The sequence below is a fragment of the Methylorubrum rhodinum genome, assembly GCF_014199935.1.
Classification (GTDB): domain Bacteria; phylum Pseudomonadota; class Alphaproteobacteria; order Rhizobiales; family Beijerinckiaceae; genus Methylobacterium; species Methylobacterium rhodinum.
This window is the reverse complement of record NZ_JACHOP010000005.1, coordinates 160,741-186,221: the sequence shown is the minus strand read 5'-3', so window position 1 is coordinate 186,221 and position 25,481 is coordinate 160,741. Positions and strand designations below refer to the sequence as shown.

The following is a 25,481-nucleotide window of genomic DNA, read 5'->3' as shown; positions in this document are numbered from 1 at the left end:
GGGGCGAGGCGGTGATCTCGGGGCGGCGGGCTCAGGCCCGGCGGGCCGGGGGGTCGGTGGTGATCGCGGCGGCGTCCGCCTCGCTGAGAGAGGGGCGGACGACGGGCGGATGACGCGGGTCGTAGCCCTCCGGCATCGCGTCCCGCAGGGTTCGGGAGCGCGACACGAGGAAGTCCATCAGGTGGTTGCGCAGGGCGTAGTAGCCCGATGCGTGGTGGAGCTGCGTGCGGTCGCGCTCCTTCGGCAGCGGGTTCTCGACGATCTCGGCGACCTTCGCCTCCGGCCCGTTGGTCATCAGCACGATCCGGTCGGCGAGGTAGATCGCCTCGTCGACGTCGTGCGTGATCATGAACACCGTCTGCCCGGTCTCGACGCAGATGCGGCGCACCTCGTCCTGCAGGGTGCCGCGGGTGAGCGCGTCGAGGGCCGAGAACGGCTCGTCCATCAGCAGGATCTTGGGCTCGATGGCCAGCGCCCGGGCGATGCCGACGCGCTGCTTCATGCCGCCGGACAATTCCGACGGGCGCTTGTGCTCGGAGCCGGCCAAGCCCACCGTCGCGATCGCCTGCTTGGCCCGCGCCTCGATCTCGGCGCGCTTGGCCTTCCGCCAGCGCGAGGACACGGCGTAGGCGACGTTGCCGAGCACGCTGCGCCAGGGCAGCAGGGCGTGGCCCTGGAAGATCACGGCGCGGTCGAGGCTGGTGCCGGTGATCGCCTGCCCGTCGACGATGACGACGCCCTCGGAGGGCGCGTCGAGCCCGGCGAGGATGTTGAGCACCGTGGTCTTGCCGCAGCCGGAATGGCCGATCATGCAGACGAACTCGCCGCGGCGCATCGGCAGCCACAGGTTCTCGAAGATCGCCGTGGCCTTGCCCCCCGGCGTCGGATAGCGCCGGGCGATCCCCTCGATCGAGATGAATTTTTCGGAAGTGGGCATGCGGTTGGTCCCGGCCTCGGCGCTGTCGGGAACAGGGCGGCGCGCGCGACGCGCGAACGGGAGGAGCGTGCTCATAGGGCGCCTCATTCGGGAAAGGTGACGAGGGCTTGCGCGCGGGCGAGCAACTGGTCGAGGACCATGCCGACGAGGCCGATCACGAGGATCGAGGTGATCACATTGGTGATCGAGAGGTTGTTCCACTCGTTCCAGACGAAGTAGCCGATGCCGGTGCCGCCGACCAACATCTCGGCCGCCACGATGACGAGCCACGCGATGCCGATCGAGATGCGCATGCCGGTGAGGATCGTCGGCGCGGCGGCCGGCAGGATCACCGTGAAGGCGCGCCGGATCGGGCCGACCTCGAGCGTCCGGGCGACGTTGAGCCATTCCTTGCGGGTGCCCGCGACGCCGAACACCGTGTTGATCAGCATCGGCCAGACCGAGCAGATGAAGATCACGAAGATCGCCGACAGGCTCGAATCCTTGATCGTGTAGAGGGCGAGCGGCATCCAGGCGAGCGGCGAGACCGGCTTCAGGATCTGAATGTACGGATCGAGCGCCCGGCTCATCAGCGGCGACATGCCGATGAGAAAGCCGACCGGGATCGCCACGATCACCGCCAGCCCGTAGCCGAGCGCCACGCGGCCGATGGAATAGGCGAGCTGGATGCCGATGCCCTTGTCGTTGGGGCCCCGGTCGTAGAACGGGTCCTTCAGGTGCTTCCAGATCGTCGCCCCGACATCGAGGGGGCCCGGCATGGCCGACTTGCCGGTGGTGGCCGCCTGCCCCATCAGGGCGGCGTATTCGGGGTCCATGGCCTCGGTGCTGGCGGTGCCGCTGACGGCGACCTGCCAGCCGAGCAGGATCAGCGCGAGAAGCGCGAGCGACAGGATGCCGGCGCGGAGCGAGAGGGTGCGTTGCATGGCCTCAGCTCGCGCGCTTGATCTTGAAGGACTCCAAGTATTCGGCGGGCTTGGCCGGATCGAAGGTCTTGCCCATCACCACGAAGGTCTTGGTCGTCGTCTCGGGCGGGACGAGCCCGTCCTGCCGCATGAGCTTGGCGGCGTCGGTGGCGCGGTAGACCTGTCTGGCGACGCCGGCGTAATCGACGTCGCCCTTGATCTGGCCCCAGCGCTTCATCTGGGTCAGCGTCCAGATCGCGAAGCTCTCGTACGGGAACGGGTCGAAGGCGACGCGCTTGGGATCCTTCTTCACGTTGCCGAGCCCGTCGGCATAGGTGCCGGTGAGCACCTGCTCGACCACCGTGACCGGCTGGTTGAGGTAGTTGGCCGGGGCGATCGCGGCGGCGATCTCCTTCCGGTTCTCCGTCTTCGAGGCGTAGGCGGTGGCCTGGAGGATGGCGCGCAGGAGCGCGGCCGTGGCGTTCGGCATCTCGCGGATCGTGTCCTGCGCCACCGAGAAGGAGCAGCAGGGATGCCCGTCCCAGATCTCCTTCGACAGGATGTGGATGAAGCCGACGCCGTCGTAGACCGCGCGCTGGACGACGTTGTCGGGGGCGAGGAAGCCGTCGATGTTGTCGGCGCGGAGGTTCGCGACCATCTCCGGCGGCGGCACCGAGCGCAACTGCACGTCGGTATCTGGGTCGATGCCGTGCTCGGCCAGATAGTAGCGCAGCAGATAGTTGTGGTTCGAGTAATCGAACGGGATCGCGAGCTTGAAGCCCTTCCAGTTCTTCGGGTCGCGATTGTCCTTGTGCTTATTCGCGAGGCAGATTGCCTGTCCGTTGACGTTCTCGATGGCCGGAACCGCGAAGGGCACCGGGTTCGAGCCGAGCCCGAGGGTGATGGCGAGCGGCATCGGCGCCAGCATGTGGGCGGCGTCGTATTCCTTGTTCAGGGTCTTGTCGCGCACCACCGCCCAGCCGGCGGTCTTCACCACGTCGACGTTGAGGCCCTGCTTCTCGTAGAAGCCCATCGGCTTGGCCATGATGATCGGCGTGGCGCAGGTGATCGGGATGAAGCCGACCTTGAGGTCGGTCTTCTCGGGCTTGGCCTCCTCGGCGAAGGCCTCGGCGACGAACTTCGTCGGCAGGAACTGGCTGACGGCCGCCGCCGCGGTCGAGGCCCCCACGCTCCGCAGGAAGGCGCGGCGCTCGGGCGCGTACGGGAACAGGGCGCGCAGCATCGTCGCCGCGACGGCCCGCTCGATCGCGGCGTCGCCCGTCGGCAGCGCCGCCTCGTGCGCGGCCTGGCTGTCATGCGCCCCGCAGGAGCAGCCGCCGCGGGCCGAGCGGCGTTTGGCATCGAAGGGATTGTCGAAGGGGGCCATCACGGTCTCCGGCGAGGCAGATGGAGCTCTCTCAGCAACAGTCGCGCCAAGCGCTTGGATTTTTTATTTCTGATTTTTTGTCAGTTACTTATCGATCGCATGATCGGTTCGGTGGACCGCGCGGCCACCGACAATGTCGACCGATTGTCGACATTGTCGGCAGGGTCGGGCGCAGGAGAGTGGATGTCAGGCCGCGAGCCAGGCGATGACTTCGCCGCCCTGCCGCTGCTCCATCGCGAGCCGCTGCGGGCTGTCCTCGACGACGTGCCAGGGCGCCCCGGCGACGGGGGTGCCGTGCAGCGCGATCGGGGCCGAGCGGGTCTTCAGGCGGATGACCGGAGCGGCATGCGCGTAGGCCGGATGGCCCCGTCCCAGGATCGCGCTCGCGATGGTCGCGGCTTGGCGGGCGATCGGCTCGATGAAGCGGCAGGGTTGCCCCGCGAGGCTGATGCAGTCGCCGAGCGCGAAGATGTCCGGCCCGCTCGTGCGCAGGGTCGCCGGATCGACGACGATGCCGCGATCGAAGGCGAGGCCCGCCCCGCGCACGAGGCGCGAGGGGGTGGCGAGGCCGGTCGCAGCGATGACGGTCGCTGCGGCGAGGCTCGTGCCGTCGGCGAGCGCCAGCGCGACCGTGCCGTCCGGACGCCGGCTCAGGCCGCTGACGAGGCTTCTTTCCCGGTAGCGGATGCCGAGCCCTTCGAGGCCCGCAAGGAGGCGCCGCCCGGCCTGCTCGGGCAGCAGTTCGGGCAGCGGCAGCGCGTCGGCGCCGACCAGGGTGACGGCGTGGCCGGCCCGCGCCAGATCCTCGGCGAGTTCACAGCCGACCATGCCCGCGCCGATCACCGCGACCGTTCGGGGGCGCCACGCCAGTTCGGCGTGGAGGGAGGACCATGCGGCGAGGTCGTTCACCCGCCAGCACAGGGCCGGGTCGAGGCAGGCCGGCAGCGCCGCGCGGGCGCCGTGGGCGAGGACGAGGTGGGTGTAGGGCAGCGTCCCGCGCGTGGTGCGCAACGAGCGGCGCTCGGGCGAAAGGCCGACCGCGACGGTGTCGGCCATCAGGCGCAGACCCAACCGGGCCGCCGCCGCCGCACCGGTCTCGCGGCGCAGAGCGTCGGGCGTGAGGCCACGCCCGAGGGCGACCGAGAGTTCGGGCTTGTGGTAGCGGGCGCCGTCGCAGGCGCTCACCAGGGTGATCGGCAGCCTCGCATCCTCGGCCCGGATCGCCTCGGCGACGCTCCATCCACTGATGCCGCCGCCGACGATCACCACGCCGGGCCGGCGCTGCGGCGCAGCGGCGACCGGCATCGGCGCGGTCTTCGCGCGTCTCACGTATGGCTCGAAATCCGCTTTGGTGACGCCGCAGATCGGGCAGGCCCAATCCTCGGGGATGTCGGCGAATCGCGTGCCGGGGGGCAGCCCGCTATCGGGATCGCCCTCGCCCTCGTCGTAGATCAGGCCGCAGGCCCGGCAGAGGAATTGCTGCCAGGGGCCGAGGCCGTCCGTGGGCTCGGGGAGGCTCATGCCCGGCCTCCCTCGGAATGGGGAAGCGTCTCCCGCGAAAGCCGCGCCATCTCCCAGCGCAGATGCTTGATCGCCGGGGTGACGATGGCGACGAAATGCGCCTCGCGGATGCGGCGCTGGGGGGCGGCCGACATCAGGTAGCCCCGCGCGCCCTGGTGCAGGAGAGCCGATTGCGAGGCGCGCAACGCCAGTTCCGAGATCTGGGCCCGGGCGTCGAGGACATCGATCAGGGTGTCGGTCGAGCCGTCATAGGGCGTCTCGGCGAGCCGCATCACGCGGGCGCGGAGTTCGGCGAGTTCGGCTGCGATGGTGTCGGGGCGGTCGTCGAGGAACTGGTTGACGTGGCCGAGGGTCTCCTCGACCGCCAGCATGGAATCGAGGCTCCCCTCGGCGACGCCGAGCCCCATGCCGCACTGGAGCAGGATGAACGCACCGCGGATGCGGCCGATGAAGGGGCGGGCCGGATCGGCGATGAGGTCGTCGTGTCCGACGAAGAGGTCGTCCACCCGCAACCCCCAGGTGCTGGTGCCCTCCATGCCGGAGAAATGCGGGCAGGGCCGCAGTTCGGCCCGGTCGCAGGCCAACCGGAACATGATCTCGTGGCTGATCGTGTCGCCGGGGCCGGTGACGCCCGCGATGGCGCCGCAATACTGGCCCGGCCCGATATGGCTGACCCAGGGCAGCATGCCGCTGACCCGGTAGCCGCCGGGGACGCGCCGGGCCCGCAGCAGGATCGGCTCGATTCCCGCGAACGCCTTCATCGGGTTGGACAAAGCCGTGCCGCCGAAGGTCCGGCCCGCCGCGTGGGCGTCGAGCACCGCGCCGGTCAACGCCGGGTTGTCCGATTGCTCCAGATAGAGGCCGCAGACATCGTGGCACCACATCAGGAAGCCGGTGGCGCCGCAGGCCCGGCTCGCGGCCTGCATCGCGGCGATCGACAGGCCGAGGCGGGCGCCGTGCCGGTCGAGATGGACGCCGAGCGCGCCCGCTTCCCCGAGCCGGCCGAGGAGTTCGAGCGGGTAGGCGCCGCGGTCGATCTTCGCCGCCGCCGCGCTCAAGGGGCCGTCGGCGATGGCCTGGGTGGCAGCGAGGACGGCCGCGTCGGTCCAATCGGGGCGGTCCGGCGCGGCCGCGAGACGGTCCTCCGCCGGCCGGAGAGCGAGGGCGCTCGGCATCGTGCTTCTCCTCGAAGGTGGGAAGACGGCGGAGCACGCCCGGCCCCGCCGCGGGCGTCAGGCGGCGAGACCGATCTTGAAGGGGATCGGGTTGCGCATGGAATTCGCCACCGGCGAGAAGTGGTTGGCGTGCTGCACGATGGCGTCGAGTTCCTCGCGGCTCGCATCGCCCTCGATGGTCACGGCGACCCGGATCTCCTGGAAGCCCATGTCGGCGGGCAGCGTCTCGGCGCCGCCGGCGCCCCAGGCGGCGGGGTTGCCGATGTCGCCCTCCAGATGCAGTTCGAGGCGCGAGAGACGCACCTGCTTCCACGTGGCCACCGCGGTGATGCCGACGGCGAGGCAGCCGCCGAGCGCCGAGAGCACGATCTCGCCCGGCGCCGGGGCGGTGTTCTCGCCGAAGAGGTGGAGCGGCTCGTCCACCACGACCGGCCGATGGTCGCCGACATAGCTCAGGGTGCGATATTGCCCGTCGACGACGGTGTGGACCTTGTTGGTGCCGCGCGAGCCGGGGTTGCCGCGGCCCTTCTCGGCGAACTGCATCAGGCCATCGCGGTCGATCGGGCGCAGATAGGTGGTGACGGTTTGGGGGGCGGCGCTCGCGCTCATCGACAACTCCTGTTCGGCTCGGGCCCTGGATGTGTCGGGGCCGGCTCGAAGGGACTTGCGCAAGGCGGGTGCCAGAACGGGCGAGCGTGCGATTTTTCTCAAACTATAATTCAATCAATAGCTTGATCGAATTTTCCGCTCGCGGTCTCATTGTGAGGCGTCAATGATTGTCGACATTGTGTCGACAATGTCGGGTTTGGTCGACGCCGGTCACACCGTCGACTGGAGCTTGCGCCAGCGATAGGAGAACTGCCGCTCGGTCAGCCCGAGCCGCTGCGCCGCGCGGGTCTTGTTGCCGCCGGCTTGGCTGAGGGCCATGCGGAGTTCCGCGTGCCCGTGCGAGTCCGCGGGCAGGTAGGGCCGAACGGTGCCCATCGCCCGCAATGCCGCCTCCCGCTCCGGAGCCGGATAGAGGGTCGCCGCGAAGGCCGTCGGCGCGGTGACGGGAACGCCCTCGAGCATCGGCCGTACGTCCTCGACGTCGAGGACGCCCTCGCTCGCCAGCAGCACCAGTCGCTCGATGAAGTTGGCGAGCTGGCGGATGTTGCCCGGCCAGGGCTGCCGGGCGAGATGGGCCACCGCGGCTTGCGTCAGGTTGACGTTGCGCTGGTTGGCCTGGTTCGCCCGGGTGAGGAAGTGCAGCACCAGATCGGGGATGTCGCTGCGCCGCTCCGCCAGCGGCGGCAGGGTGATCGGCACGACGTTGAGGCGGTAGAACAGGTCCTCGCGGAAGCGCCCGTGGGCGACCTCGGCGGCGAGGTCGCGGTTCGTCGCGGCCACGAGGCGCATGTCGACCCGGATCTCGCGCTTGCCGCCGAGGCGCACGACCGTGCCCTCCTGCAGGGTGCGCAGGAGCTTGGTCTGGAGGATCGCCGGCATCTCGCCGATCTCGTCGAGGAAGATCGTTCCGCCGCTCGCCTGCTCGAACCAGCCGGCCCGCGCCTCGACCGCCCCGGTGAAGGCGCCGCGCTCGTGGCCGAACAGCTCGGATTCGAACAAGCTGTCGGGGATCGCCGCGCAATTGACCTTGATGAAGGGCCGGTCGCGCCGCGGGCTCGCGAGGTGGAGCGCGCGCGCGAACAGTTCCTTGCCGGTCCCGGACTCGCCGAGCAGCAGCACGCTCGCGGTGGCATGCGCGACCTTCTCGATCTGCGCCAGCGCGCGCAGCAGGGCCGGAGAGGTGCCGATGATGCCGTAGCGGGCGCGCTTGATGCGCAGCTCCCGCGCCAGCATGTCGTTGTGCTCCTCCAGCGCCCGCGTCTTGCGCTCCACCCGCTCGTTCAGGGTCAGCAACTGGCTGACCATGGTGGCGATGATGCGCAGGATCGTGAGATCGTCCGACAACGCCCGCTCCCGGTGCCGGATGCGGTGGCAGGCGATGGCGCCGACGGTGCGGTGATCGACCCGGATCGGAAGCGCCAGGAAGGAGACGGCGCCGCGGGGCAGTTGCGCCCGCGCCACGGCGCGCCCGAGGAAGGTCGGATCCTTGTCGATGTCCTGCACGATGATGAGGTGGCCGTCCTGAATGACGCGCCCGGTGACGCCCTCGCCCGGCGCGTAACGGCCCCGCGCCGCTTCCTCGCGGGTCAGCCCGTAGGAATGGGCGATGCGGTACCCCTCACCCTCGGGGTCCTTCAGCACGATGCGCCCGCGATTGAGCCCGACGATCTCGGACAGGAGATGCAGCATCTCGCGGGCGACCTGATCGAGACGCAGGCCCTTGCCGATCAGGTTCATCACCTCCTGGATGAGGAACATCTCCTGCGTGCGCCAATGCGTGCCCGACGCGGCTCTGCGGATAGGTCCATCCATTCCTCGGCTCGTCCCGGATGCTCGGTCGGTGCCTCACCGATCTGCAAGGCTCGTGCAAATCGGATGCGGCCCGAGCCGTCGGTGCCGAACCCGATGCCCGCTCATCGACGGGCCACCCACCTCCGGTTCCATCAGACGCTCGGCCGAAAAGCCGATCCTCGCGCGCAGCCGATCGACGTCGGCGTTCTTCTCCGGCAAGCCGCGAAGGCTCGTCGTCGCATCGGTCATCGGGGGCTCGCGGGTTCGGGGTTGGCTGTCGCACCCCGAACCCACCCGGCCATCACCGATGACCACCTTTCGGCGACACCGCTGCCTGGGACACGACCGGGGCAGGCCAATCGACGACAAGGCCGGGTGGGACGACCGAACCGGGATGAAGGCCGAGGAGCGTGGCAGGATCGCCGACGGCACCAGCCGAGATCCCTCAACCCGCCTTCACCGAAAGCGAGTCGGAGCCCCGATCGGACGCCGATCGACAATCATGGGTTCGCGCCCTGGTCAGGGCTTGGCGCAGACCCCGGTCATGCCGCCGCTGCCCACCGGACAGGTGGCGGCCGTCTCCGAGTCGAAGGTCGCGGGCCCGCCCTTGAGGCAGATCGCCGAGGCGAAGACCTCGCCGGGCTCGCAGGCGAGGGTGCAGCCGGTGTCCGGGCAGGTCTGCGTGCGCACCACCCGGAACGGGCTCGCGGCCGAAGCGGCGGCCTCGCCCCTGGCTCCGTCCTCCCCCTTGGGACCGGGCTCGCCCTTGGCACCCGCCTCCCCCTTCGGACCAGCCTCGCCCTTGGGACCGGCCTCCCCTCGGGGACCGGCCGCACCCGCAGGACCGGCGGGACCGGGCGCCCCGGCCGGGCCGGTCTCGCCGCGCTCGCCCTTCGGCCCCTGCGGTCCTTGAGGCCCCGGAGCACCGGGCGGACCCTGGATGCCGGCGGGACCGGGCGGCCCCTGGAGACCCGCCACGCCCTGCGGCCCGACCGGGCCCGGCTCGCCGGCCTTGCCGGGCGGGCCTTCCGGCGCGCAGTCGGCGATCACCGCCTCGCGCTCGTCCTCGCCGCTCTTCAGCACGGCCACGCAGGAGGCCGGCCGATAGGGTAGACGGAATTCGAAGCGCCAGCGGCGGTCGGACAGCACGGAGATGTCCTCGTCGAGGATCACGGTCTGGCCGCTCTTGCGGATGCTGCCGGAAATCCGCAGATCGCCGCCCTCGATCCGCGCGTCCCAGATCTGGATCGGCGGCACCGCCGCCTTCGGCCGAGCCTGGGCCGGGCGTACCCGAGAGGCGGGCGCCTCGGCCTGCTGGGCGGCGGCCGGTGCGGCGAGCAGCAGCCCCGCCATCAGGATCGGCCACGGCCAACGTCCCACGGCGCGCGTCGCAGGCATTCTCGTCCCTCCCGGCTGATCCGCGCGTCTTCCGGCGCGGCGGTGGAAGGTTTCGGCGCGCCGGGCAGAACGGTCAAGCCCGGCGGCGCTCACCTTTCCCGCAGGATCGCGGCCGCCTACCCCGCCATCGTCAGGATCAGCGGCCCGTTGCGGGTGGCCACCACCGTGTGCTCGTACTGCACCGTGCGGGCGCGCGGGCGGCTGTAGAGGGTCCAGGGGTCGTCGTCGCGGTTCTCGGCGAAGTCGGCGCCGAGCGACAGGAACGGCTCGACGGTGAGCACCAGACCCTCGGTCATGATCCGGCGCTCGGACGCATCGGGCCAGGTCGCGATCTCGGTCGGCTCCTCGTGCAGCGCGCGGCCGACGCCGTGGCTCGCGAGGTTGCGCACCAGCGTATAGCCGTTCTTCTCGGCAAAAGCCCCCACCGCCCGGCCGATGCCGGCGATCGGCCGGCCCGTGCCGACCTGGCGCAGGCCGGCCCAGAGCGCCCGGCGCCCGTCCTTGCACAGCCGCTCCGTCGCCCGCGTCACCGGCGGAACGGGAAACGAGGCGCCGGTGTCGGAGAAATAGCCGTTCATCTGCGCCGACACGTCGATGTTGACGAGGTCGCCCGCCGCGATCCGGCGCTCGCCGGGGATGCCGTGGGCGATCTCCTCGTTGACGCTGATGCAGGTGGCGCCGGGAAATCCGTAGACCGTCTCCGGCGCCGGCCGGGCGCCCGCTGCCTCCAAGACGCTCCGTCCGATCGCGTCGAGTTCGCGCGTGGTCATGCCGGGCTCGATGGCCCGGCCCATCGCCTCCAGCGTGTCGGCGACGATGCGCCCGATCCGCTTCAACGCCGCCAGTTCGTCCTCGCTCGACACCGTCATGGAGATTCCTCGGTCAACCGGCTCAGGGGGATCGCTTCAGCGTGAGGAGGCCTTGGTTCGCCGAATGGGCGTCTTGTGAGTCACGCGGCGGCTTGCCTCCGGTGAGCTGCCGATGCCGTCCTCGCTGTCGATCCTCGACCACTTCTCCGCCCTGACCGTTCCGCGCCGGCGCTGGCGTGTGGTCTACCCGTTGCCCGAAATCCTGCTGCTGATCCCGTGCGCCACATTGTGTGGCATGGACGACTTCGTCGAGATCCGGCTCTGGGGCGAGCAGCGCCTGGACTTCCTGCACCGCTTCCTGCCCTATGCGCGCGGCGTGCCCGCCCACGACACCCTCGACGATGTCGTCGACGCGCTCGACGCCGATCTCTTCAAGGCCGGCTTCACGGCCTGGGCCGCCCGTCGGCGCCTCGTGCTCGGCCAGGCGGCGGTCGCCGACGAGAGCAACGAGATCACCGCCATCCCCTACCGTCCGGAGCGGCTCGAACTCCGGGGCGCCCTCGTCACCCCCGACGCGATGGGCACCCGGACCGCCATCGCCGAGACCATCGTGGCCCGAGGCGACGACTGTCTGACGGCGCTCAAGGGCAACCGCCCCTCCCCCCACGACGACGTGCGCCTCTTCGCCGATCCGGGTGCGTCGATCGCCGACACCCACGAGAGCCTCGACAACGACGCTCGCCGCCTCAAACGCCGTCGCGCCGGCGTGTGCCACGACGTCGCTTGGATGGTCTCGGATCGCCGCCATCCCGGCGAGCAGCACAGGCCCCCTCTCCCGCCCGCTCCGCGGGCACCCTCCCCCACACAAGTCGGGCCCACCCAGGTCGGGCTTGCCCGATTCGGATCGGCGCTTGCGGATCTCGGGCAGGCCCGAGATCCGCCGGGGGAGGGTTTTCGAAGGGGTTAGAACAGCCCGTCGATCTGCCCGTTGGCGTCGAGCCGGATGTTGTCCGCCGCCGGGACCTTGGGCAGGCCCGGCATCGTCATGATCTCACCGCAGATCACCACGACGAAGCCGGCGCCGGCCGAGAGGCGCACGTCGCGCACCGAGACGAGGTGGCCGGACGGCGCGCCCATCAGGGTCGGGTCGGTCGAGAACGAGTACTGCGTCTTGGCCATGCAGATCGGCAGTTGGCCGTAGCCGTCCTTCTCGAAGCCGGCGAGCTTGGTCGCGGCCTTCGATTCGACCTGGATGTCGGCGGCGCCGTAGAGCTTGGTCGCGATCGCCTTGATCTTGTCGGTGAGCTTCGACTCGGTCTCGTAGGCAAAGGTCAGCGGCTTCTGCTCGCCTTCCGCCAGCTTCACCACGGCCTGCGCCAGTTGCTCGGCGCCCGCGCCGCCCTCGGCCCAATGCTTGCAGGTGATGGCCTCGACCTGAAGCTTGTCGCGGCACAGCTCCTTGAGCTTGTCGTGCTCGGCATCGGTGTCCTGGAAGAAGTGGTTCACGCCGACCACCACCGGCAGGCCGAAGCTGCGCACGTTCTTCACGTGGCGCTCGAGATTCGCAAAACCCTTCTCCAGGGCGTCGAGGTTCTCGCCGGCCAGATCCTTCTTGTTGACGCCGCCGTGCATCTTGAGGGCGCGGATGGTGGCGACGATGACGACCGCCGAGGGCTGCAAGCCGGTCTGGCGGCACTTGATGTCGAGGAACTTCTCCGCGCCGAGGTCGGCGCCGAAGCCGGCTTCCGTGACGGTGTAGTCGGCGAGCCGAAGGCCGGTCCGGGTGGCGATCACCGAGTTGCAGCCGTGGGCGATGTTGGCGAACGGGCCGCCATGGATCAGGGCCGGGTTGCCCTCCAGCGTCTGCACGAGGTTGGGCTGCAGCGCGTCCTTTAACAGCACGGTCATGGCGCCAGTGGCCTTCACCTGCGCCAGCGTCACCGGCTTGCGGTCGCGGGTCTCGGCGATGACGATACGGCCGAGGCGCTCCTCCAAGTCGGCCAGATCCTTTGCGAGGCAGAACACCGCCATGACCTCGGACGCCACGGTGATGTCGAACCCGTCCTCGCGCGGAAAGCCGTTGGCGACGCCGCCGAGCGACTGGTTGATGGCGCGCAGCGCCCGGTCGTTCATGTCGACGACGCGGCGCCAGTGGATACGGCGCACGTCGATGTTGAGTTCGTTGGCCCAATAGATGTGGTTGTCGATCAGCGCCGCGGCCAGCGAGTGGGCCGAGGTGATGGCGTGGAAGTCGCCGGTGAAGTGCAGGTTGATCTGCTCCATCGGCACGACCTGGGCCTTGCCGCCGCCGGCAGCACCGCCCTTCATGCCGAAGCAGGGGCCGAGCGAGGGCTCGCGAAGGCAGGCGACGGTGCGCTTGCCGATGCGGTTGAGGCCGTCCGAGAGGCCGACCGTCGTCGTGGTCTTGCCCTCGCCCGCGGGCGTCGGCGAGATCGCGGTGACGAGCACCAGCTTGCCCTCGGGCTTGCCGTCGAGCGACTGGATGAAGCCGTGATCGATCTTGGCGATGTGCTTGCCGTAATTGTGCAGCGCGTCCTCGGGCACGCCGAGCTTCTCGGCGACCGCGGCGATGGGCTTGAGGGTCGCCGCGCGGGCGATCTCGATGTCTGAGGGCATTTCCTTCACCGTCGTTTCTTGTGGCGTGAGCGTGTGCCCACGCAGAAGCGGGGCACGAGCGGGCGAACCCTACGGCCACGATAGAGCGTTCGGCGCAGTTTGGGCGAAGCCGAGGGCAAAAGCCTCTCGGAAATTTTTGAGAAACCCCAGCAACTTTCTTCAGAGGACCGTGACGGCCCTCACGTTGCCGCCCGGATCGCTTTTCCGAGCCGCTCGACTAGCCCGGCGATGTCGTCCGCGCCGACAATCAAAGGCGGCGACAGCGCCAGGGTGTCGCCGGAGATTCGCACCACGAGGTCGTGGTCGTGGAAGGCGCGCTCCATCACGGCAAAGCCCCGCGCTCCCGGCCCGTCGGGATGGGGCGCGAGGTCGATGCCCGCCGCCAACCCGCAGGTGCGGATGTCGAGGACGTTCGGCGCGTCGCGCAAGGACATCAGGGCCTCCGCGAAGACCGGTTCCAGGCTCCGTGCCCGCTCGAACAGGCCCTCGTCGCGATAGAGGTCGAGCGCCGCGAGGCCTGCCGCGCAGGCGAGCGGGTGGCCGGAATAGGTGTAGCCGTGAAACAGCTCGATCGCCCGCTCCGGCCCCTGCATCAGCGCGGCGTGGATGGGCTCGGCCACGATGACGCCGCCGAGCGGCACCGCGCCGGAGGTCACGCCCTTGGCGAAGCAGATCATATCCGGCGTCACGCCGTAGCGCTCGGCGGCGAAGGCGGTGCCGAGCCGGCCGAACCCGGTGATGACCTCGTCGAAGATCAGCAGCAGGCCGTGGCGTTCGCAAATCTCGCGCAACCGTTTCAGGTAGCCGACGGGTGGGGGCAGATCGCCGGTCGAGCCCGCCATCGGCTCGACGATGACGGCCGCGATGGTCGAGGCGTCGTGCAGCGCTACGATCCGCTCGAGGTCGTCGGCGCGATGGGCGCCCCATTCCGGTTCGCCGACGGAAAACGCCTGATGCGCCCGGTCGTAGGTGTGCGGCAGGTGGTCGATGCCGGACAGGCCGTGCCCGAAGGTCTTGCGGTTGTTCGGCAGGCCGCCGACCGAGATGCCGCCGAAGCCGACGCCGTGATAGCCGCGCTCGCGCCCGATCAGCTGAGTGCGCCCGGCCTCTCCGCGGGCGTGGCGATAGGCCAGCGCGATCTTGAGGGCGGTGTCGATCGCCTCGGAGCCGGAATTGCAGAAGAACACGTGGTCGAGCCCGGCGGGCGCGAGGGCCGCGAGCCGGGCGGCCAGCGCGAAGGCGGGCTCATGGCCGAACTGGAACGGCGGCGCGTAATCGAGCCGCCCCGCCTGCGCGCGGATCGCCGCGACGATGGGCGCCCGGTTGTGGCCGGCATTGCAGCACCACAGGCCCGCGATTCCATCGAGAATTTTTTTGCCACCGGCGTCGCGGTAGTAGAGGCCATCCGCCTCGGATATCAGGCGCGGGGCCCGCTTGAACGCGCGGTTGGCCGTGAACGGCATCCACCACGCGTCGAGGTCGTTGCGCGGGCTCCCCTCCACGGTGTTCAGCCCGTCATCGCGGTGGCGGTGTAGCCGGCTTTCGTCAGCGCCTGCGCGACGTCGAGGCTTTGCGCGCGGGTCGTCGCGGTGACGCGGCCGTGCTCCACGTCCACCGCCACCTGTGCCTGCGCGTCGAGCCGCTGGATCGTGCGGCGCACGGCGTTGGCGCAGCCCTCGCAGGTCATGCCTTCGACGCGCATCGTCAGTTCGATCGGCGTGTCGTCCATGTCTGTCTCCTCGCCGGAGCGCAGTCCGACGACGTGGAAACCGGTTCGTCGAAAGAATGCGCGGCCAAGCAAAATTCAGAGGCGCCGACCGGATGCTATCAGGTCGGACACGGCTCCACCCCATGTCGGGCACGGTCCCACCGATGGCAAGCGCGGAACGCTCCGTCCGAGCTTTGCACAGGGACAAAGCGGCAGCCCGCCTTGCAGCAGCGGGCAGGCTCGGCGACAGTGGTTTACGTAGTCCATGCGGGACGGCCTTCAGGCGGTCCCGTTCCGGGGGGGCCTGCGGCCCGAGGCCGCCCGAGAAGAAGCGCGTCGACCGACGGTGAAGACACCGACAGCCCCGACGATCGGCCCGCGCCGCACCCCCTGGATCCTCGGCCTCATCGTCGTCCTGATCCTCGTGCCGCTGGCGATCTACCTGCCGCTCGCCGCGGCGGCCGGCGTCTCCGGCCTCGCGGTCGTGAGCGGCCTCTTCCTGCGCCGCCGCCTCGTCGCGATGGCGACCGCGCAGGAGGTGGTGAGCCGCGAGATCGGCGTGCTGTCGCAACGACTCGTCAAGCTGGAGGCGGTCGCCGCCGCCCTGGTCCAGACCCGCCATCAGGTGCCCTCGTCGCACACCGCGCCCCAGCCCGCGTCAGGCGCGTCCGAGCAGGCCGTCGCGGCTCTGGAGACGCGGCTCGCCTCCGGCATCGAGGAGGTCACGGCGGAGATCGGCCTGCTCAGCGGCATCGTGCGCGAACTCGCCGCCGTGGTGGCGAACCAGGACGGCGACATCGCCCGGATCAGGGTGGCCCAAGAGAGGGCCGCGCAGGAGAGGACGGTGCAGGAGAGGACGGTGCAGGAGCGTGCCGCGGTGCGGCCGGCTGGACCCGCCCCGCCGACGGAGCCCGCCGCGCCGGAGCCCGCCGCCCGGCTCGTGCCGCGCACCAACCTGCCGCCGCCCGCGCGGATCGAGCCGCCGCCGCGCGACGCCGCCGCCGAGGCGGCGCTGGTCGAGGCCTTCGACGGCGAGGGGCTGGAGGTCTTTCTGCAGCCGATCGTGACCCTGCCGCAGCGCAAGGTGACGGCCTACGAGGCGCTGCCGCGGCTGAAGGTCGGCGCGGACATGCTCGATCCGGAGTTTTTTCTGCCGGTGCTGGAGCGCCACGGCCGCACCACGGCGCTCGACCGGCGGATGCTGCAGCGGGTCGCCACCATCGCCCGCCACCTGCAGGGGCGCGGCAGCCCGGCGGCGGTGGGCTACGGGCTCACGCCGCACTCGCTGTTCGAGCCGGGGTTCCTGCGCTCGCTCGGGCGGCTCGTCGCCGACGGACCGGATCTCGCCGGCCGCGTCGTGCTCGCCCTGCCGCAGACGAGTTGGCGCAATCTCGACGCGGAGCAGGCGGCGCTCCTCGCCGGGCTCAAAGGTCGGATCGGCTTCGTCATGGACCGGCCGAGCGACCTGCGCTTCGACGCCGTGGCGCTCGCCGAGCGCGGGATCAGTCAAGTCAAGGTGCCGGCCGGCCTGATCCTGCGCCCGCTGCCGCGCGACGCGATGCCGGAGATTGCGCTGGAGGATCTCGTCGCCTCGCTGTCGCGGGCCGGCATCCGGCTGGTGGCGACCGGCGTCGAGAGCGAGAGCGAGGTGCCGGACCTGATCGACCTCGACGTGCCGCTGGCGCAAGGGTCTGTCTTCGCCGCGCCGCGGGCGGTGCGGGCGGAGGTGCTGACCGAGGCGAATGCCCCGGCGCCGACGCCGCCCCCCTCCCCCGATCCGCCGCCGAGCCCGCCGCCGCAGCGGCGTCCGTTCCGGGATTTTCTGAGACGGGCGAGTTGATCAGCCAGTCGCGGATTCGCGCTCCAGGCGGCGGCGCAGGCGCGTCGCGCCGTAGACTTCGGCCAGCCGCTGGCGCGCGGCGTGGACGGGCGCGGCCTCCCGCTCGACGCGGGCGGCGGCGATGACCAGAAGCGTGGCCGCGATGGAATGGTCGAGGCGCCCCTGCGCGTGGGCGCGATCGAGGACGTCACCCGAAATCTGGCCGGAAACACGCTCGGTCCGCAGGTCGATGCTCGCCATGGTCAGCCCCTTCGGATTCATTTTTCGAATCCACGGCCCGTTGTCCGGGACGACCTTGACAGTTTTTCGCACAACGGGTGTCGCGATCAAGGCAGCTTGGCCGTACGCTCGACCGCATTCCCGTTCGAAGAGGGCGGTCAGTCGAACAGCGCGTCGATGGCGTCCTGCGGGGTGGCCGGGCCGCCCTTCTGCGGGCCGTTGAGCAGCAGCGACTCGTTGCGCTTGCGCCGGTCGACCTCGCCCTCGTCGACGCCGCCCGCGTCGCGGGCCTTCACCGCCACGGTGAAGCGCGAGAGGCGGCTTTCGAGCTGGCTCATCGCCTCCGCGACCTTGGCGATGCGCTGGCCGGTGATGTCCTGGAAGGCGCAGGCCTCGAAGATGTCGAAGATCCTCGCCTCGACCGCGGCACGGTAGCCGGGTCCGTCGGCAAGGCCGAGAATGGTCTCGGCGCTGCTCATGATCGTGTTGGTGGCGCCCGCCGTGGCAGCGACCACTTCGCCGAGTTCCTCGTGGACCATCGGCAGACGGTCGCGGGTGAGTTCGTTGGCCCTGAGCAGCCCGATGGCGTCTCGAAGCTTGGCGATGTAGTCCGCGATGTCGCGGAGTTCCTGGATCATCGCCGAGGGCGTGCTTGACGACGACCGGACGTCGCGCGGGAGGGCCATCGATCCCATGGAAAAGCTCTCGAGCGTCCCTCGACGGGGACGTTGCGGGATGGACCGGGTGAGGTCGGGCCCGGCACCCCGCCGCGGACGAGCCGCGGCGGGCGCGGGCCGGCGGCGGTCAGGCGCCGCAGACGGCCTCGATCTTGGTCTTCAGCGTCGCCGCGTTGAACGGCTTGACGATGTAGTTGTTCACGCCGGCCTTCTTGGCGGCGATGACGTTCTCGGTCTTCGACTCCGCGGTAACCATGATGAACGGCGTGGTGCGCAGGCCCTCGTCGGCGCGGACGTGGCGAAGCAGCTCGTAGCCCGTCATCGGCTCCATGTTCCAGTCGGAGATGACGAGGCCGTACTTGCGGCCCTTGAGGCGGGCGAGCGCGGCGGTCCCGTCGGAGGCCTCATCCACATCCTCGAAGCCGAGCTGCTTCAGGAGGTTGCGGATGATGCGCACCATGGTCTGGTAGTCGTCGACCACCAGGATCGGCATGCTGAGGTCGAGGGCCATGTGAATCGTGCTCCGTTGTCCCTGATGTCGGTGCTGGCGGCTCACTCGGGCGAACAGGACGGCGGCCCGAGCGCGGAGGAGCCTCCCGTCCTCGCGACAATAGACACCGGCGGATTTCGAAAAGTTTAACTGCCGAGGTCTGGTCTTCATGACCCGCCACGCCAGTGCGCGTGGTGCGGCTCCGCCACGCCACCGCCTCGCTTGACCGGACAGACGGTTTTCGCCAAGCCGCCCCGTGCGGCGTGGGCGTTCTTGGGCGTTCCTGGGCGCTCTCAGGCGCCGTCCGCCTCCGGTCCGCCGTCATGCCCCCGCAGGAGCCGATGCCGTCAGGCGATTTTCCCACCGAGCCCGGCCAAACCTCCGGTGTCCGTCCCTTCACGGTCTGCGGGCCGGACGACCCCGTGCCGCCCGCGCTCCGGGGCGCCGTGGCGGCGCTCGGCAATTTCGACGGCGTGCATCGCGGCCATCGGGCGCTGATCGAGGCGGTGCGGCAAGACGCCGTGAACCGACAGGCCGGCGCGCGGCCCGCCGCCGTGCTGACCTTCGAGCCGCATCCGCGCGCCTTCTTCGCCCCCGATCAGCCGATGTTCCGCCTCACCGGGCCGACGGCCAAGGAGATCGTGTTCGGCCGCCTCGGGCTCGACGGCCTGTTCGTGCGCCGCTTCGACGGCACGCTTGCGGCGACGAGCCCCCGCGGCTTCGTCGAGGGCTGGCTGCGCGACGATCTCGGACTGGCGGGCGTCGTCATCGGCCACGACTTCCATTTCGGGCGGGGCCGCGCCGGCACGCCCGCGATCCTGGCCGACCTGTGCCGGGAGGCCGGGATCAGTTGCCGGATCGTGCCGGCGGTCGCCGGGGGGCCGGGCGGCGCGCCGATCTCGTCGAGCGCGATCCGCGCAGCGCTCGCCGCGGGCGACATGGCGCGGGCCAACGCGCTTCTGGGCTATCGCTGGTTCGTGATGGCGAAGGTGCGCCACGGCGACAAGCGCGGGCGCACGCTCGGCTACCCCACCGCCAACCTCGCCCTCGATTCCTGCGGGCTCGCCCACGGCATCTACGCCGTGCGGGTGCGCCTGCCCGACGGCCGCCTCGTGCCGGGCGTGGCGAGCTACGGCCGCCGCCCGACCTTCGACGACGGCGCGCCGCTGCTCGAAGTCCATCTGTTCGATTACTCGGGCGACCTCTACGGTCAGGAGATCGCGGTCGAACTGCTCGCCTTCCTGCGCGGCGAGGAGAAGTTTTCGAGCGCCGAGGCGCTGATCGCGCAGATGGACGTGGATTCGGCGCGGGCGAAGGCGGCGATCCAGGGCGATGCGGTGGCGTCGATGCTGGGGTGAGATCCCTGCGCTCCCGCTCGTTCCGACCCTCGCCCTGAGGTGCCGCAGCGAAACGGAGGCCTCGAAGGAGGGGTTCGGGTGGGAGAGGGGGCTCGCCCGCCCTACAGCATGCTCGGCAGAATCCGGTCCGGCGGGCGGTGGCCGTCCATGAAGGTCTTGATGTTGATGATGACCTTCTCGCCCATGTCGGTGCGGCTCTCGTGGGTCGCCGAACCCATATGCGGCAGCAGCACGACCTTGCCGGTGCGGGCGAGCCGCACGAGGCGCGGGCTCACCGCGGGCTCCTGCTCGAATACGTCGAGGCCGGCCGCCGAGATCTCGCCCGCCTCGATCAGCCGCGCGAGCGCGTTCTCGTCGATCACCTCGCCGCGGGCGGTGTTGACCACGATCGCCTCGGGCTTGAGCAGCTTGAGGCGGCGGGCCGAGAGCAGGTGGTAGGTCGCGGGCGTGTGCGGGCAGTTGGTCGAGACGATGTCGACGCGCGCCAGCATCTGGTCGAGCGATTCCCAGTAGGTCGCGTCGAGCGATTCCTCGATCGCCGTCGGGACGCGGCGGCGGTTGTGGTAGTGGATCGACAGGCCGAAGGCCTTAGCGCGGCGGGCCAGCGCCTGGCCGATGCGGCCCATGCCGACGATGCCGAGGCGTTTTCCCGTGATGCGGCGCCCGAGCATCCAGGTCGGCGACCAGCCGGTGGTCCAGTCGTCGTCGGGGATGATGCGCGCGCCCTCGGCGATCCGGCGGGCGACCGCCAGGATCAGCGCCATGGTCATGTCGGCGGTGTCCTCCGTCAGCACGCCGGGCGTGTTGGTGACGGTGATGCCGCGCTCCAGCGCGGCGCCGACGTCGATGTGATCGACGCCGTTGCCGAAATTCGCGATGAGCCGCAGGTTCGGGCCGGCCTGGGCCAGCAGGCCCGCGCCGATCTCGTCGGTGACGGTCGGGACCAGCACGTCGGCCTCGCGAATCGCGGCGGCCAAAGCTTCGGGCGAGAGCGGTGCGTCGTCGTGGTTGAGGCGCGTGTCGAACAATTCGCGCATGCGCGTCTCGACCGCGTCCGGCAGACGCCGGGTGACGACCACGAGCGGCTTGCGCTTCAATGACGACATGATCCCTCCCGGCAGCGCCGGCCCGGTTTCGGTCCGGCTTACGCTCCCTTAACCACGACGCGGCCAGATGGAGCCGGTCGTGCCCGGCCGGCCTCCGGCCGCGCCGCAGGACGTCTGGCCTCTCTATCAGAGAGGTCGGGGAACACAATGCGGACCGGTTCGCAGGCTCAGCGGATCGAATCCGGTTCGGTTGTGCGAGGAATCACGGTTCGGAGACGAGGACGATGCGCCCGCCTGCCCTTCCCCTGGTGAATCCCGCCCGCCTCGCGATCCTGGCGGCGGTGCTGGCCCTCATCGCGCCGCTGACCGCGCGGGCGGCACCGGCCGCGCCCGCGGCCTCCGAGGTCGGCAAGGGACCGGTCACGAAGCTGCCGCTGCCGCGCTACGCCAGCCTCAAGACCGACCGCGTCAACCTGCGCGAGGGCCCCTCCAAGGACCACCGCACCCTGTGGGTGTTCCAGCGGGCCGGTCTGCCGATCGAGATCGTCGCCGAGTTCGAGACGTGGCGGCGCATCCGCGATTCGGAGGGGACCGAGGGCTGGGTGCTGCACTCGCTGCTGTCGGGCCGACGCACCGCGGTCGTGATCCCGCCCTCGGGCGAGAAGGCGGATGCGGCCAAGACCACGGTGCCGCTGAAGGCGCGCGCCGACGACGGCTCCGGCGAGGAGGCGCGGCTCCAGCCCGGCGTCATCGGCAGCGTGAAGACCTGCACCGGCCAGTGGTGCCGCCTCGTCGTGGTGCTGCCGCAGAAGCAGGGCGACGTCGACGGCTATATCCGCCAGGACCGCCTCTGGGGCGTCTACCCGGACGAGAAGATCGATTGAGCAAAGAGAAAGGGCCCGGCGAACCGGGCCCTTCGACGTCTCGGAAATCCGAAAAGATCAGCCGCGGCCGGAAACCGGGCGGCGACGCAGGCGCACGATAACCTCGACACCAGCGATCTCCATGCCCTCGGGGGCATCGGGGAGCGAATCAACCGAGATGCCGCATTCCGGCATGTCGAGCACCTCGCCCTCCTCCTCCAGGAAGAAGTGATGGTGCTCGCTCGGGTTGGTGTCGAAATAGGCCTTCGACCCGTCGAGCGCCAGCTGGCGCAGCAGGCCCGCCTCGGTGAACTGGTGCAGCGTGTTGTAGACGGTCGCGAGCGAGACCGGCACCTTGGCGCGCATGGCCTCGTCGTAGAGCATTTCCGCGGTCAGGTGGCGGTCGCCGCGCCCGAACAGAAGCCAGCCGAGCGACAGGCGCTGGCGGGTCGGCCGCAGGCCGGCGCGACGCAGGCGGTCGCGCAGATCGGACAGCGGGCAGCCGCGGCGCGGGACGGAGCCGTCGGCCGACAATGGGCTCCGCGCGTTCAGCACGGCCTGGAGGGGCGTCAGATCGGACATCGCGGGGAGTGATTCCCACCTACGGAACGGATAACGAAGTCGGAAGTATACGGATCGGGCCGTCCTGCGGCAACCCGAAGCATGGCGACGCGGGTGGGTTCCCCCGCGGGATGCATGGCTCTCTGCCGTCCCGGCATGGCCGTGCCCGATCCGACAATGCTTTGAGCGCGTACGGCGCCTGTGCTAACGAGGCGCCGATCCCGTCATTTCCTGTCCGGCGACCGATCGGACTCGTCCGTCAACGAGGACGCACCCCTCCATGGCTTCTTCCGACCCGCAGACCGACACCGCGACCCCGCAGCGGGCCTCGAACTACTCCTACGAGGAGCTGCTGGCCTGCGGACGCGGCGAGCTCTTCGGTGTCGGCAACGCCCAGCTGCCCCTGCCGCCGATGCTGATGTTCGACCGCATCACCTCGATCGGTGCCGAGGGCGGCGCCCACGGCAAGGGCCACGTGCTGGCCGAGTTCGACATCCGCCCCGACCTCTGGTTCTTCCCGTGCCACTTCAAGGGCGATCCGGTGATGCCGGGCTGCCTCGGCCTCGACGCCCTGTGGCAGCTCGTCGGCTTCCATCTCGGCTGGCTCGGCGCCCCGGGCCGCGGGCGCGCTCTCGGCGTCGGCGAGGTGAAGTTTTCGGACCAAGTGCTGCCGACGGTGAAGCAGGTCGTCTACGGCATCGACATCAAGCGCGTCCGCCAGGGCAAGCTGGTGCTCGGCATCGCCGACGGTTGGCTGGAGGCCGACGGTCGCCGCATCTACGAGGCGAGCGACCTGCGCGTGGCGCTGTTCCGCTCGTAGTCCTCAAGAACGAGACCAGCCGCCGCTTCCGGTTGAAGCGAGCGGCAGCTCCGCTGAGCCGGGCGCGAAGAGCGTCCCGCGCAACGGCCCCGGCGCAAGCGGAGGCGTCCGGCGAAGCGGAAGCCACGGCCGCGGATGCGGCCGCCGGTGCTTGAGGCCATAAAAAATACAGCAGTTGAGATTGAACGCGCGGCATCCTAGTTGACCCGTCAAGGAAGTGCCGCGCACCCGCGGCGCAGCAAGCCCGGGCCACCATGCGGCGCGTCGTCATCACCGGGATGGGCATCGTCTCGTCCATCGGCAACAACACCCAGGAGGTGCTGGCCTCCCTGCGCGAGGCCCGCTCCGGGATCGCGCGCTCGGCGTCGCAGGCCGAGCACGGCTTCCGCAGCCAGGTCGCGGGGGCGCCGACCCTCGTGGCCGAGGAGGCGGTGGACCGCCGCGCCATGCGCTTCCACGGCGGCGGCACCGCCTGGAACCACGTCGCCATGGATCAGGCGATCCGCGACGCGGGGCTGGAGGCGAACGAGATCTCGAACGAGCGCACCGGCATCATCATGGGCTCGGGCGGTCCTTCCACCCGCGCCATCGTCGAGTCGGCCGCGATCGCCCGAGACAAGGGTCCCAAGCGCGTCGGCCCGTTCGCCGTGCCGAAGGCGATGTGCTCGACGGCCTCCGCCACGCTCGCGACGTGGTTCAAGATCCGCGGCGTGAACTACTCGATCTCGTCGGCCTGCGCGACCTCGAACCACTGCATCGGCAACGCCGCCGAGGTCATCCGCGGCGGCCGACAGGACGTGATCTTCGCGGGCGGCTGCGAGGAACTTGACTGGACGCTCTCCGTCCTGTTCGACGCCATGGGCGCCATGTCCTCGCGCTACAACGACACCCCGGCCCGGGCCTCGCGCGCCTACGACGCCAACCGCGACGGCTTCGTCATCGCCGGCGGCGCGGGCGTGCTGGTGCTGGAGGAACTGGAGCATGCGCGTGCCCGCGGGGCACGCATCTACGGCGAGATCGCCGGCTACGGCGCGACGTCGGACGGGCACGACATGGTCGCCCCCTCCGGCGAGGGTGCGGTGCGGTGCATGCGCCAGGCCATGGAGAGCCTGAAGGGCGCGCGGATCGATTACATCAACCCGCACGCCACCTCGACGCCGGTCGGCGACGACAAGGAGATCGAGGCGATCCGCGAGGTGTTCGGCGCGGGCGACGCCTGTCCGCCGATCTCGGCCACCAAGTCGCTCACCGGCCACTCCATGGGCGCGACCGGCGTGCAGGAGGCGATCTACTCGCTCCTGATGATGAACAACGGCTTCATCTGCGAGAGCGCGCATATCGACGAACTCGACCCGGCGTTCGCCGACATGCCGATCCTGCGGGAGCGCCGCGACGGGGCCAAGCTCGGCCACGTCATGTCGAACTCGTTCGGCTTCGGCGGCACCAACGCGACCCTCGTGCTCAAGCATCCGGACGCCTGAACGGCGAAGCTTCTTCCCGCACCGCCCAGGTTAGACTTCGCATCTGCGAACAATATGGCCGAGCTTAGGCTCGCATGTCGACTGAAGAGGTCGCGGAACCCTGCCGTTAAAGTGGCGTTAACTGGGACGTGTCCAGGATCACATCATGATCGGTTTCCTCGCTTTCCTCTGTGTCACCGGCGTCGCGGTCGTCGCGAGTGTCGCGTGGCGTGCGAAGCAGACCCTGATCAACGACGCGCAATCCGGCACCCGCGGCTACTTCTGATTTCATCCGATCCAACCCGAAGGCCCTGTCCCGCTCGCGCGGGCAGGGCCTTGGTGTGTCCGCTCCCGCGTGGACAGGCCTGCCCGCGGCGCGCTAAGCGTCGGGACGGTGCCTCGGCGCCCACATGAAACGCGTACGGGTAGGAAGCGAATGACAGGGTTGATGGCGGGCAAGCGCGGCCTGATCATGGGCGTCGCCAACGATCACTCGATCGCCTGGGGCATCGCCCGGACGCTCCACCGCCACGGCGCCGAACTCGCCTTCACCTATCAGGGCGAGGCGCTCGGCAAGCGGGTGACGCCGCTCGCGGCCTCGGTCGGCTCCGACATCGTTCTGCCCTGCGACGTCGAGGACATCGCCTCCGTCGATTCCACCTTCGCCGCCCTCGACGCGCGCTTCCCCGACGGGATCGACTTCATCGTCCACGCCATCGGCTTCTCCGACAAGTCGCAGCTCAAGGGCCGCTACGTCGATGTGACGACGCGCGCGAATTTTTCGCGGACCATGACGATCTCGTGCTTCTCCTTCACCGAGATCGCCCAGCGCGCCGCCGCGCGCATGCCCCGCGGCGGCGCCCTGCTGACGCTGACCTATGCGGGCTCCACCCGCGTCATGCCGAACTACAACGTGATGGGCGTGGCCAAGGCGGCGCTGGAGGCCTCGGTGCGCTATCTCGCCACCGATCTCGGCCCCGACGGCGTGCGGGTGAACGCGCTGTCGGCCGGCCCGATGCGGACGCTCGCGGGCGCCGGCATCGCGGATGCCCGCCTCATGTACAATCACCAGAAGGCGCATGCGCCCCTGCGGCGCACGGTGACGCTGGACGACATCGGCAACTCCGCCCTCTACCTCCTCTCCGACCTCTCGGGGGGCGTGACCGGCGAGGTCCACTTCGTGGATTCGGGCTACAACATCATCTCGATGCCGCGCCCCGCCGTGCTGCAGGCGCAGGACGAGGCCGGCGTCGTCGGCGACGGCGAGATCTGA

23 protein-coding genes and 2 pseudogenes are annotated in these 25,481 nt (G+C 70.2%); 7 read left to right on the top strand and 18 right to left on the bottom strand.

Going from position 1 to position 25,481, the window contains the following annotated elements:
- Positions 1 to 31: 31 nt before the first annotated feature.
- From HNR00_RS08530 to map, 10 genes and pseudogenes are all read right to left on the bottom strand, one after another.
- Positions 32 to 1,012: an ABC transporter ATP-binding protein gene (locus HNR00_RS08530; RefSeq protein ID WP_183567870.1), complete on the bottom strand. Its 981-nt coding sequence runs from the start codon at positions 1,010 to 1,012 to the stop codon at positions 32 to 34.
- A gap of 8 nt (positions 1,013 to 1,020) precedes the next feature.
- Complete coding sequence (ntrB, locus tag HNR00_RS08525) at positions 1,021 to 1,860, bottom strand: nitrate ABC transporter permease (protein ID WP_183567867.1); 840 nt, start codon at positions 1,858 to 1,860, stop codon at positions 1,021 to 1,023.
- A 4-nt stretch (positions 1,861 to 1,864) separates the two neighbouring features.
- Complete coding sequence (locus tag HNR00_RS08520; protein ID WP_183567864.1) at positions 1,865 to 3,226, bottom strand: CmpA/NrtA family ABC transporter substrate-binding protein; 1,362 nt, start codon at positions 3,224 to 3,226, stop codon at positions 1,865 to 1,867.
- Positions 3,227 to 3,412: 186 nt separating this feature from the next.
- A complete protein-coding gene (locus HNR00_RS08515) occupies positions 3,413 to 4,747 on the bottom strand; it encodes an FAD-dependent oxidoreductase (protein WP_183567861.1) in 1,335 nt (444 codons plus the stop codon).
- Positions 4,744 to 5,922: an acyl-CoA dehydrogenase family protein gene (locus HNR00_RS08510; RefSeq protein WP_183567858.1), complete on the bottom strand. Its 1,179-nt coding sequence runs from the start codon at positions 5,920 to 5,922 to the stop codon at positions 4,744 to 4,746. Before HNR00_RS08510 ends, HNR00_RS08515 begins: the two co-directional genes overlap by 4 nt.
- Before the next feature lie 57 nt (positions 5,923 to 5,979).
- Complete coding sequence (locus HNR00_RS08505; RefSeq protein ID WP_183567855.1) at positions 5,980 to 6,531, bottom strand: OsmC family protein; 552 nt, start codon at positions 6,529 to 6,531, stop codon at positions 5,980 to 5,982.
- 210 nt (positions 6,532 to 6,741) lie between these two features.
- Positions 6,742 to 8,343 (bottom strand): sigma-54 interaction domain-containing protein, encoded by a 1,602-nt coding sequence (locus HNR00_RS08500; protein WP_183567852.1) that lies wholly within the window; start codon positions 8,341 to 8,343, stop codon positions 6,742 to 6,744.
- A gap of 93 nt (positions 8,344 to 8,436) precedes the next feature.
- Positions 8,437 to 8,571: pseudogene (locus HNR00_RS08495) on the bottom strand (IS256 family transposase); the annotation flags it as partial.
- Positions 8,572 to 8,841: 270 nt separating this feature from the next.
- Positions 8,842 to 9,720 carry a collagen-like protein gene (locus tag HNR00_RS08490; RefSeq protein ID WP_183567846.1) on the bottom strand — a complete coding sequence of 293 codons (879 nt, stop codon included), beginning with the start codon at positions 9,718 to 9,720 and terminating at the stop codon, positions 8,842 to 8,844.
- A gap of 116 nt (positions 9,721 to 9,836) precedes the next feature.
- Entirely contained in the window at positions 9,837 to 10,589 is a 753-nt protein-coding gene (gene map / locus HNR00_RS08485; protein WP_183567843.1) for a type I methionyl aminopeptidase, read from the bottom strand.
- A gap of 112 nt (positions 10,590 to 10,701) precedes the next feature.
- Between map and HNR00_RS08480 the strand changes: the two are divergent.
- Positions 10,702 to 11,364 (top strand): annotated as a pseudogene (locus HNR00_RS08480) (ISAs1 family transposase); the annotation flags it as partial.
- A 128-nt stretch (positions 11,365 to 11,492) separates the two neighbouring features.
- On the opposite strand, the gene HNR00_RS08475 reads toward HNR00_RS08480, so the two are convergent.
- From HNR00_RS08475 to HNR00_RS08465, 3 genes are all read right to left on the bottom strand, one after another.
- On the bottom strand, positions 11,493 to 13,166 hold the full coding sequence (locus tag HNR00_RS08475) for a formate--tetrahydrofolate ligase (RefSeq protein WP_183567840.1): 1,674 nt from the start codon (positions 13,164 to 13,166) through the stop codon (positions 11,493 to 11,495).
- 179 nt (positions 13,167 to 13,345) lie between these two features.
- Complete coding sequence (gene aptA / locus HNR00_RS08470) at positions 13,346 to 14,668, bottom strand: omega-aminotransferase AptA (protein WP_512698592.1); 1,323 nt, start codon at positions 14,666 to 14,668, stop codon at positions 13,346 to 13,348.
- A gap of 5 nt (positions 14,669 to 14,673) precedes the next feature.
- Positions 14,674 to 14,895: a heavy-metal-associated domain-containing protein gene (locus tag HNR00_RS08465; RefSeq protein WP_183567837.1), complete on the bottom strand. Its 222-nt coding sequence runs from the start codon at positions 14,893 to 14,895 to the stop codon at positions 14,674 to 14,676.
- Between the two features lie 325 nt (positions 14,896 to 15,220).
- Here HNR00_RS08465 and HNR00_RS08460 point away from each other — a divergent pair, with 325 nt between their 5' ends.
- Positions 15,221 to 16,714 carry an EAL domain-containing protein gene (locus tag HNR00_RS08460; protein WP_183567834.1) on the top strand — a complete coding sequence of 498 codons (1,494 nt, stop codon included), beginning with the start codon at positions 15,221 to 15,223 and terminating at the stop codon, positions 16,712 to 16,714.
- Here HNR00_RS08460 and HNR00_RS08455 read toward each other — a convergent pair whose 3' ends face one another.
- The 3 genes from HNR00_RS08455 to HNR00_RS08445 form a co-directional block, all read right to left on the bottom strand.
- Positions 16,715 to 16,975 (bottom strand): hypothetical protein, encoded by a 261-nt coding sequence (locus HNR00_RS08455; protein WP_376770363.1) that lies wholly within the window; start codon positions 16,973 to 16,975, stop codon positions 16,715 to 16,717.
- A gap of 116 nt (positions 16,976 to 17,091) precedes the next feature.
- A complete protein-coding gene (locus HNR00_RS08450; protein WP_183567831.1) occupies positions 17,092 to 17,628 on the bottom strand; it encodes a protein phosphatase CheZ in 537 nt (178 codons plus the stop codon).
- A 109-nt stretch (positions 17,629 to 17,737) separates the two neighbouring features.
- Entirely contained in the window at positions 17,738 to 18,121 is a 384-nt protein-coding gene (locus HNR00_RS08445; RefSeq protein ID WP_056243882.1) for a response regulator, read from the bottom strand.
- A gap of 320 nt (positions 18,122 to 18,441) precedes the next feature.
- Between HNR00_RS08445 and HNR00_RS08440 the strand changes: the two genes are divergently transcribed.
- The gene (locus HNR00_RS08440; protein ID WP_183567828.1) at positions 18,442 to 19,458 is read left to right on the top strand and encodes a bifunctional riboflavin kinase/FAD synthetase; all 1,017 of its coding nucleotides are present in this window, start codon (positions 18,442 to 18,444) and stop codon (positions 19,456 to 19,458) included.
- Positions 19,459 to 19,559: 101 nt separating this feature from the next.
- Here HNR00_RS08440 and HNR00_RS08435 read toward each other — a convergent pair whose 3' ends face one another.
- Positions 19,560 to 20,564 (bottom strand): 2-hydroxyacid dehydrogenase, encoded by a 1,005-nt coding sequence (locus HNR00_RS08435; RefSeq protein ID WP_183567825.1) that lies wholly within the window; start codon positions 20,562 to 20,564, stop codon positions 19,560 to 19,562.
- A gap of 224 nt (positions 20,565 to 20,788) precedes the next feature.
- Here HNR00_RS08435 and HNR00_RS08430 point away from each other — a divergent pair, with 224 nt between their 5' ends.
- Positions 20,789 to 21,388, top strand: coding sequence for an SH3 domain-containing protein (locus HNR00_RS08430; protein WP_183567822.1), 600 nt, complete (start codon positions 20,789 to 20,791; stop codon positions 21,386 to 21,388).
- A gap of 57 nt (positions 21,389 to 21,445) precedes the next feature.
- On the opposite strand, the gene irr is transcribed toward HNR00_RS08430, so the two are convergent.
- The gene (gene irr, locus HNR00_RS08425) at positions 21,446 to 21,949 is read right to left on the bottom strand and encodes a Fur family transcriptional regulator Irr (protein WP_183567819.1); all 504 of its coding nucleotides are present in this window, start codon (positions 21,947 to 21,949) and stop codon (positions 21,446 to 21,448) included.
- 259 nt (positions 21,950 to 22,208) lie between these two features.
- Between irr and fabA the strand changes: the two genes are divergently transcribed.
- The 3 genes from fabA (at position 22,209) to fabI (ending at position 25,481) form a co-directional block, all read left to right on the top strand.
- Positions 22,209 to 22,748, top strand: a complete 540-nt coding sequence (fabA, locus tag HNR00_RS08420) for a 3-hydroxyacyl-[acyl-carrier-protein] dehydratase FabA (protein WP_183567816.1) — start codon at positions 22,209 to 22,211, stop codon at positions 22,746 to 22,748.
- A 254-nt stretch (positions 22,749 to 23,002) separates the two neighbouring features.
- Positions 23,003 to 24,229, top strand: coding sequence for a beta-ketoacyl-ACP synthase I (fabB, locus tag HNR00_RS08415; RefSeq protein ID WP_183567813.1), 1,227 nt, complete (start codon positions 23,003 to 23,005; stop codon positions 24,227 to 24,229).
- A gap of 415 nt (positions 24,230 to 24,644) precedes the next feature.
- Positions 24,645 to 25,481: an enoyl-ACP reductase FabI gene (gene fabI / locus HNR00_RS08410; RefSeq protein ID WP_183567810.1), complete on the top strand. Its 837-nt coding sequence runs from the start codon at positions 24,645 to 24,647 to the stop codon at positions 25,479 to 25,481.

Bases quoted from the DNA above. Each gene is read 5' to 3' on its own strand.
- HNR00_RS08530 (WP_183567870.1), bottom strand. From the start codon at position 1,012: ATGAGCACGCTCCTCCCGTTCGCGCGTCGCGCGCGCCGCCCTGTTCCC.
- ntrB (WP_183567867.1), bottom strand. From the start codon at position 1,860: ATGCAACGCACCCTCTCGCTCCGCGCCGGCATCCTGTCGCTCGCGCTT.
- HNR00_RS08520 (WP_183567864.1), bottom strand. From the start codon at position 3,226: ATGGCCCCCTTCGACAATCCCTTCGATGCCAAACGCCGCTCGGCCCGC.
- HNR00_RS08515 (WP_183567861.1), bottom strand. From the start codon at position 4,747: ATGAGCCTCCCCGAGCCCACGGACGGCCTCGGCCCCTGGCAGCAATTC.
- HNR00_RS08510 (WP_183567858.1), bottom strand. From the start codon at position 5,922: ATGCCGAGCGCCCTCGCTCTCCGGCCGGCGGAGGACCGTCTCGCGGCC.
- HNR00_RS08505 (WP_183567855.1), bottom strand. From the start codon at position 6,531: ATGAGCGCGAGCGCCGCCCCCCAAACCGTCACCACCTATCTGCGCCCG.
- HNR00_RS08500 (WP_183567852.1), bottom strand. From the start codon at position 8,343: ATGGATGGACCTATCCGCAGAGCCGCGTCGGGCACGCATTGGCGCACG.
- HNR00_RS08490 (WP_183567846.1), bottom strand. From the start codon at position 9,720: ATGCCTGCGACGCGCGCCGTGGGACGTTGGCCGTGGCCGATCCTGATG.
- map (WP_183567843.1), bottom strand. From the start codon at position 10,589: ATGACGGTGTCGAGCGAGGACGAACTGGCGGCGTTGAAGCGGATCGGG.
- HNR00_RS08475 (WP_183567840.1), bottom strand. From the start codon at position 13,166: ATGCCCTCAGACATCGAGATCGCCCGCGCGGCGACCCTCAAGCCCATC.
- HNR00_RS08465 (WP_183567837.1), bottom strand. From the start codon at position 14,895: ATGGACGACACGCCGATCGAACTGACGATGCGCGTCGAAGGCATGACC.
- HNR00_RS08455 (WP_376770363.1), bottom strand. From the start codon at position 16,975: ATGAATCCGAAGGGGCTGACCATGGCGAGCATCGACCTGCGGACCGAG.
- HNR00_RS08450 (WP_183567831.1), bottom strand. From the start codon at position 17,628: ATGGGATCGATGGCCCTCCCGCGCGACGTCCGGTCGTCGTCAAGCACG.
- HNR00_RS08445 (WP_056243882.1), bottom strand. From the start codon at position 18,121: ATGGCCCTCGACCTCAGCATGCCGATCCTGGTGGTCGACGACTACCAG.
- HNR00_RS08440 (WP_183567828.1), top strand. From the start codon at position 18,442: ATGCCGTCAGGCGATTTTCCCACCGAGCCCGGCCAAACCTCCGGTGTC.
- HNR00_RS08435 (WP_183567825.1), bottom strand. From the start codon at position 20,564: ATGTCGTCATTGAAGCGCAAGCCGCTCGTGGTCGTCACCCGGCGTCTG.
- HNR00_RS08430 (WP_183567822.1), top strand. From the start codon at position 20,789: ATGCGCCCGCCTGCCCTTCCCCTGGTGAATCCCGCCCGCCTCGCGATC.
- irr (WP_183567819.1), bottom strand. From the start codon at position 21,949: ATGTCCGATCTGACGCCCCTCCAGGCCGTGCTGAACGCGCGGAGCCCA.
- fabA (WP_183567816.1), top strand. From the start codon at position 22,209: ATGGCTTCTTCCGACCCGCAGACCGACACCGCGACCCCGCAGCGGGCC.
- fabB (WP_183567813.1), top strand. From the start codon at position 23,003: ATGCGGCGCGTCGTCATCACCGGGATGGGCATCGTCTCGTCCATCGGC.
- fabI (WP_183567810.1), top strand. From the start codon at position 24,645: ATGACAGGGTTGATGGCGGGCAAGCGCGGCCTGATCATGGGCGTCGCC.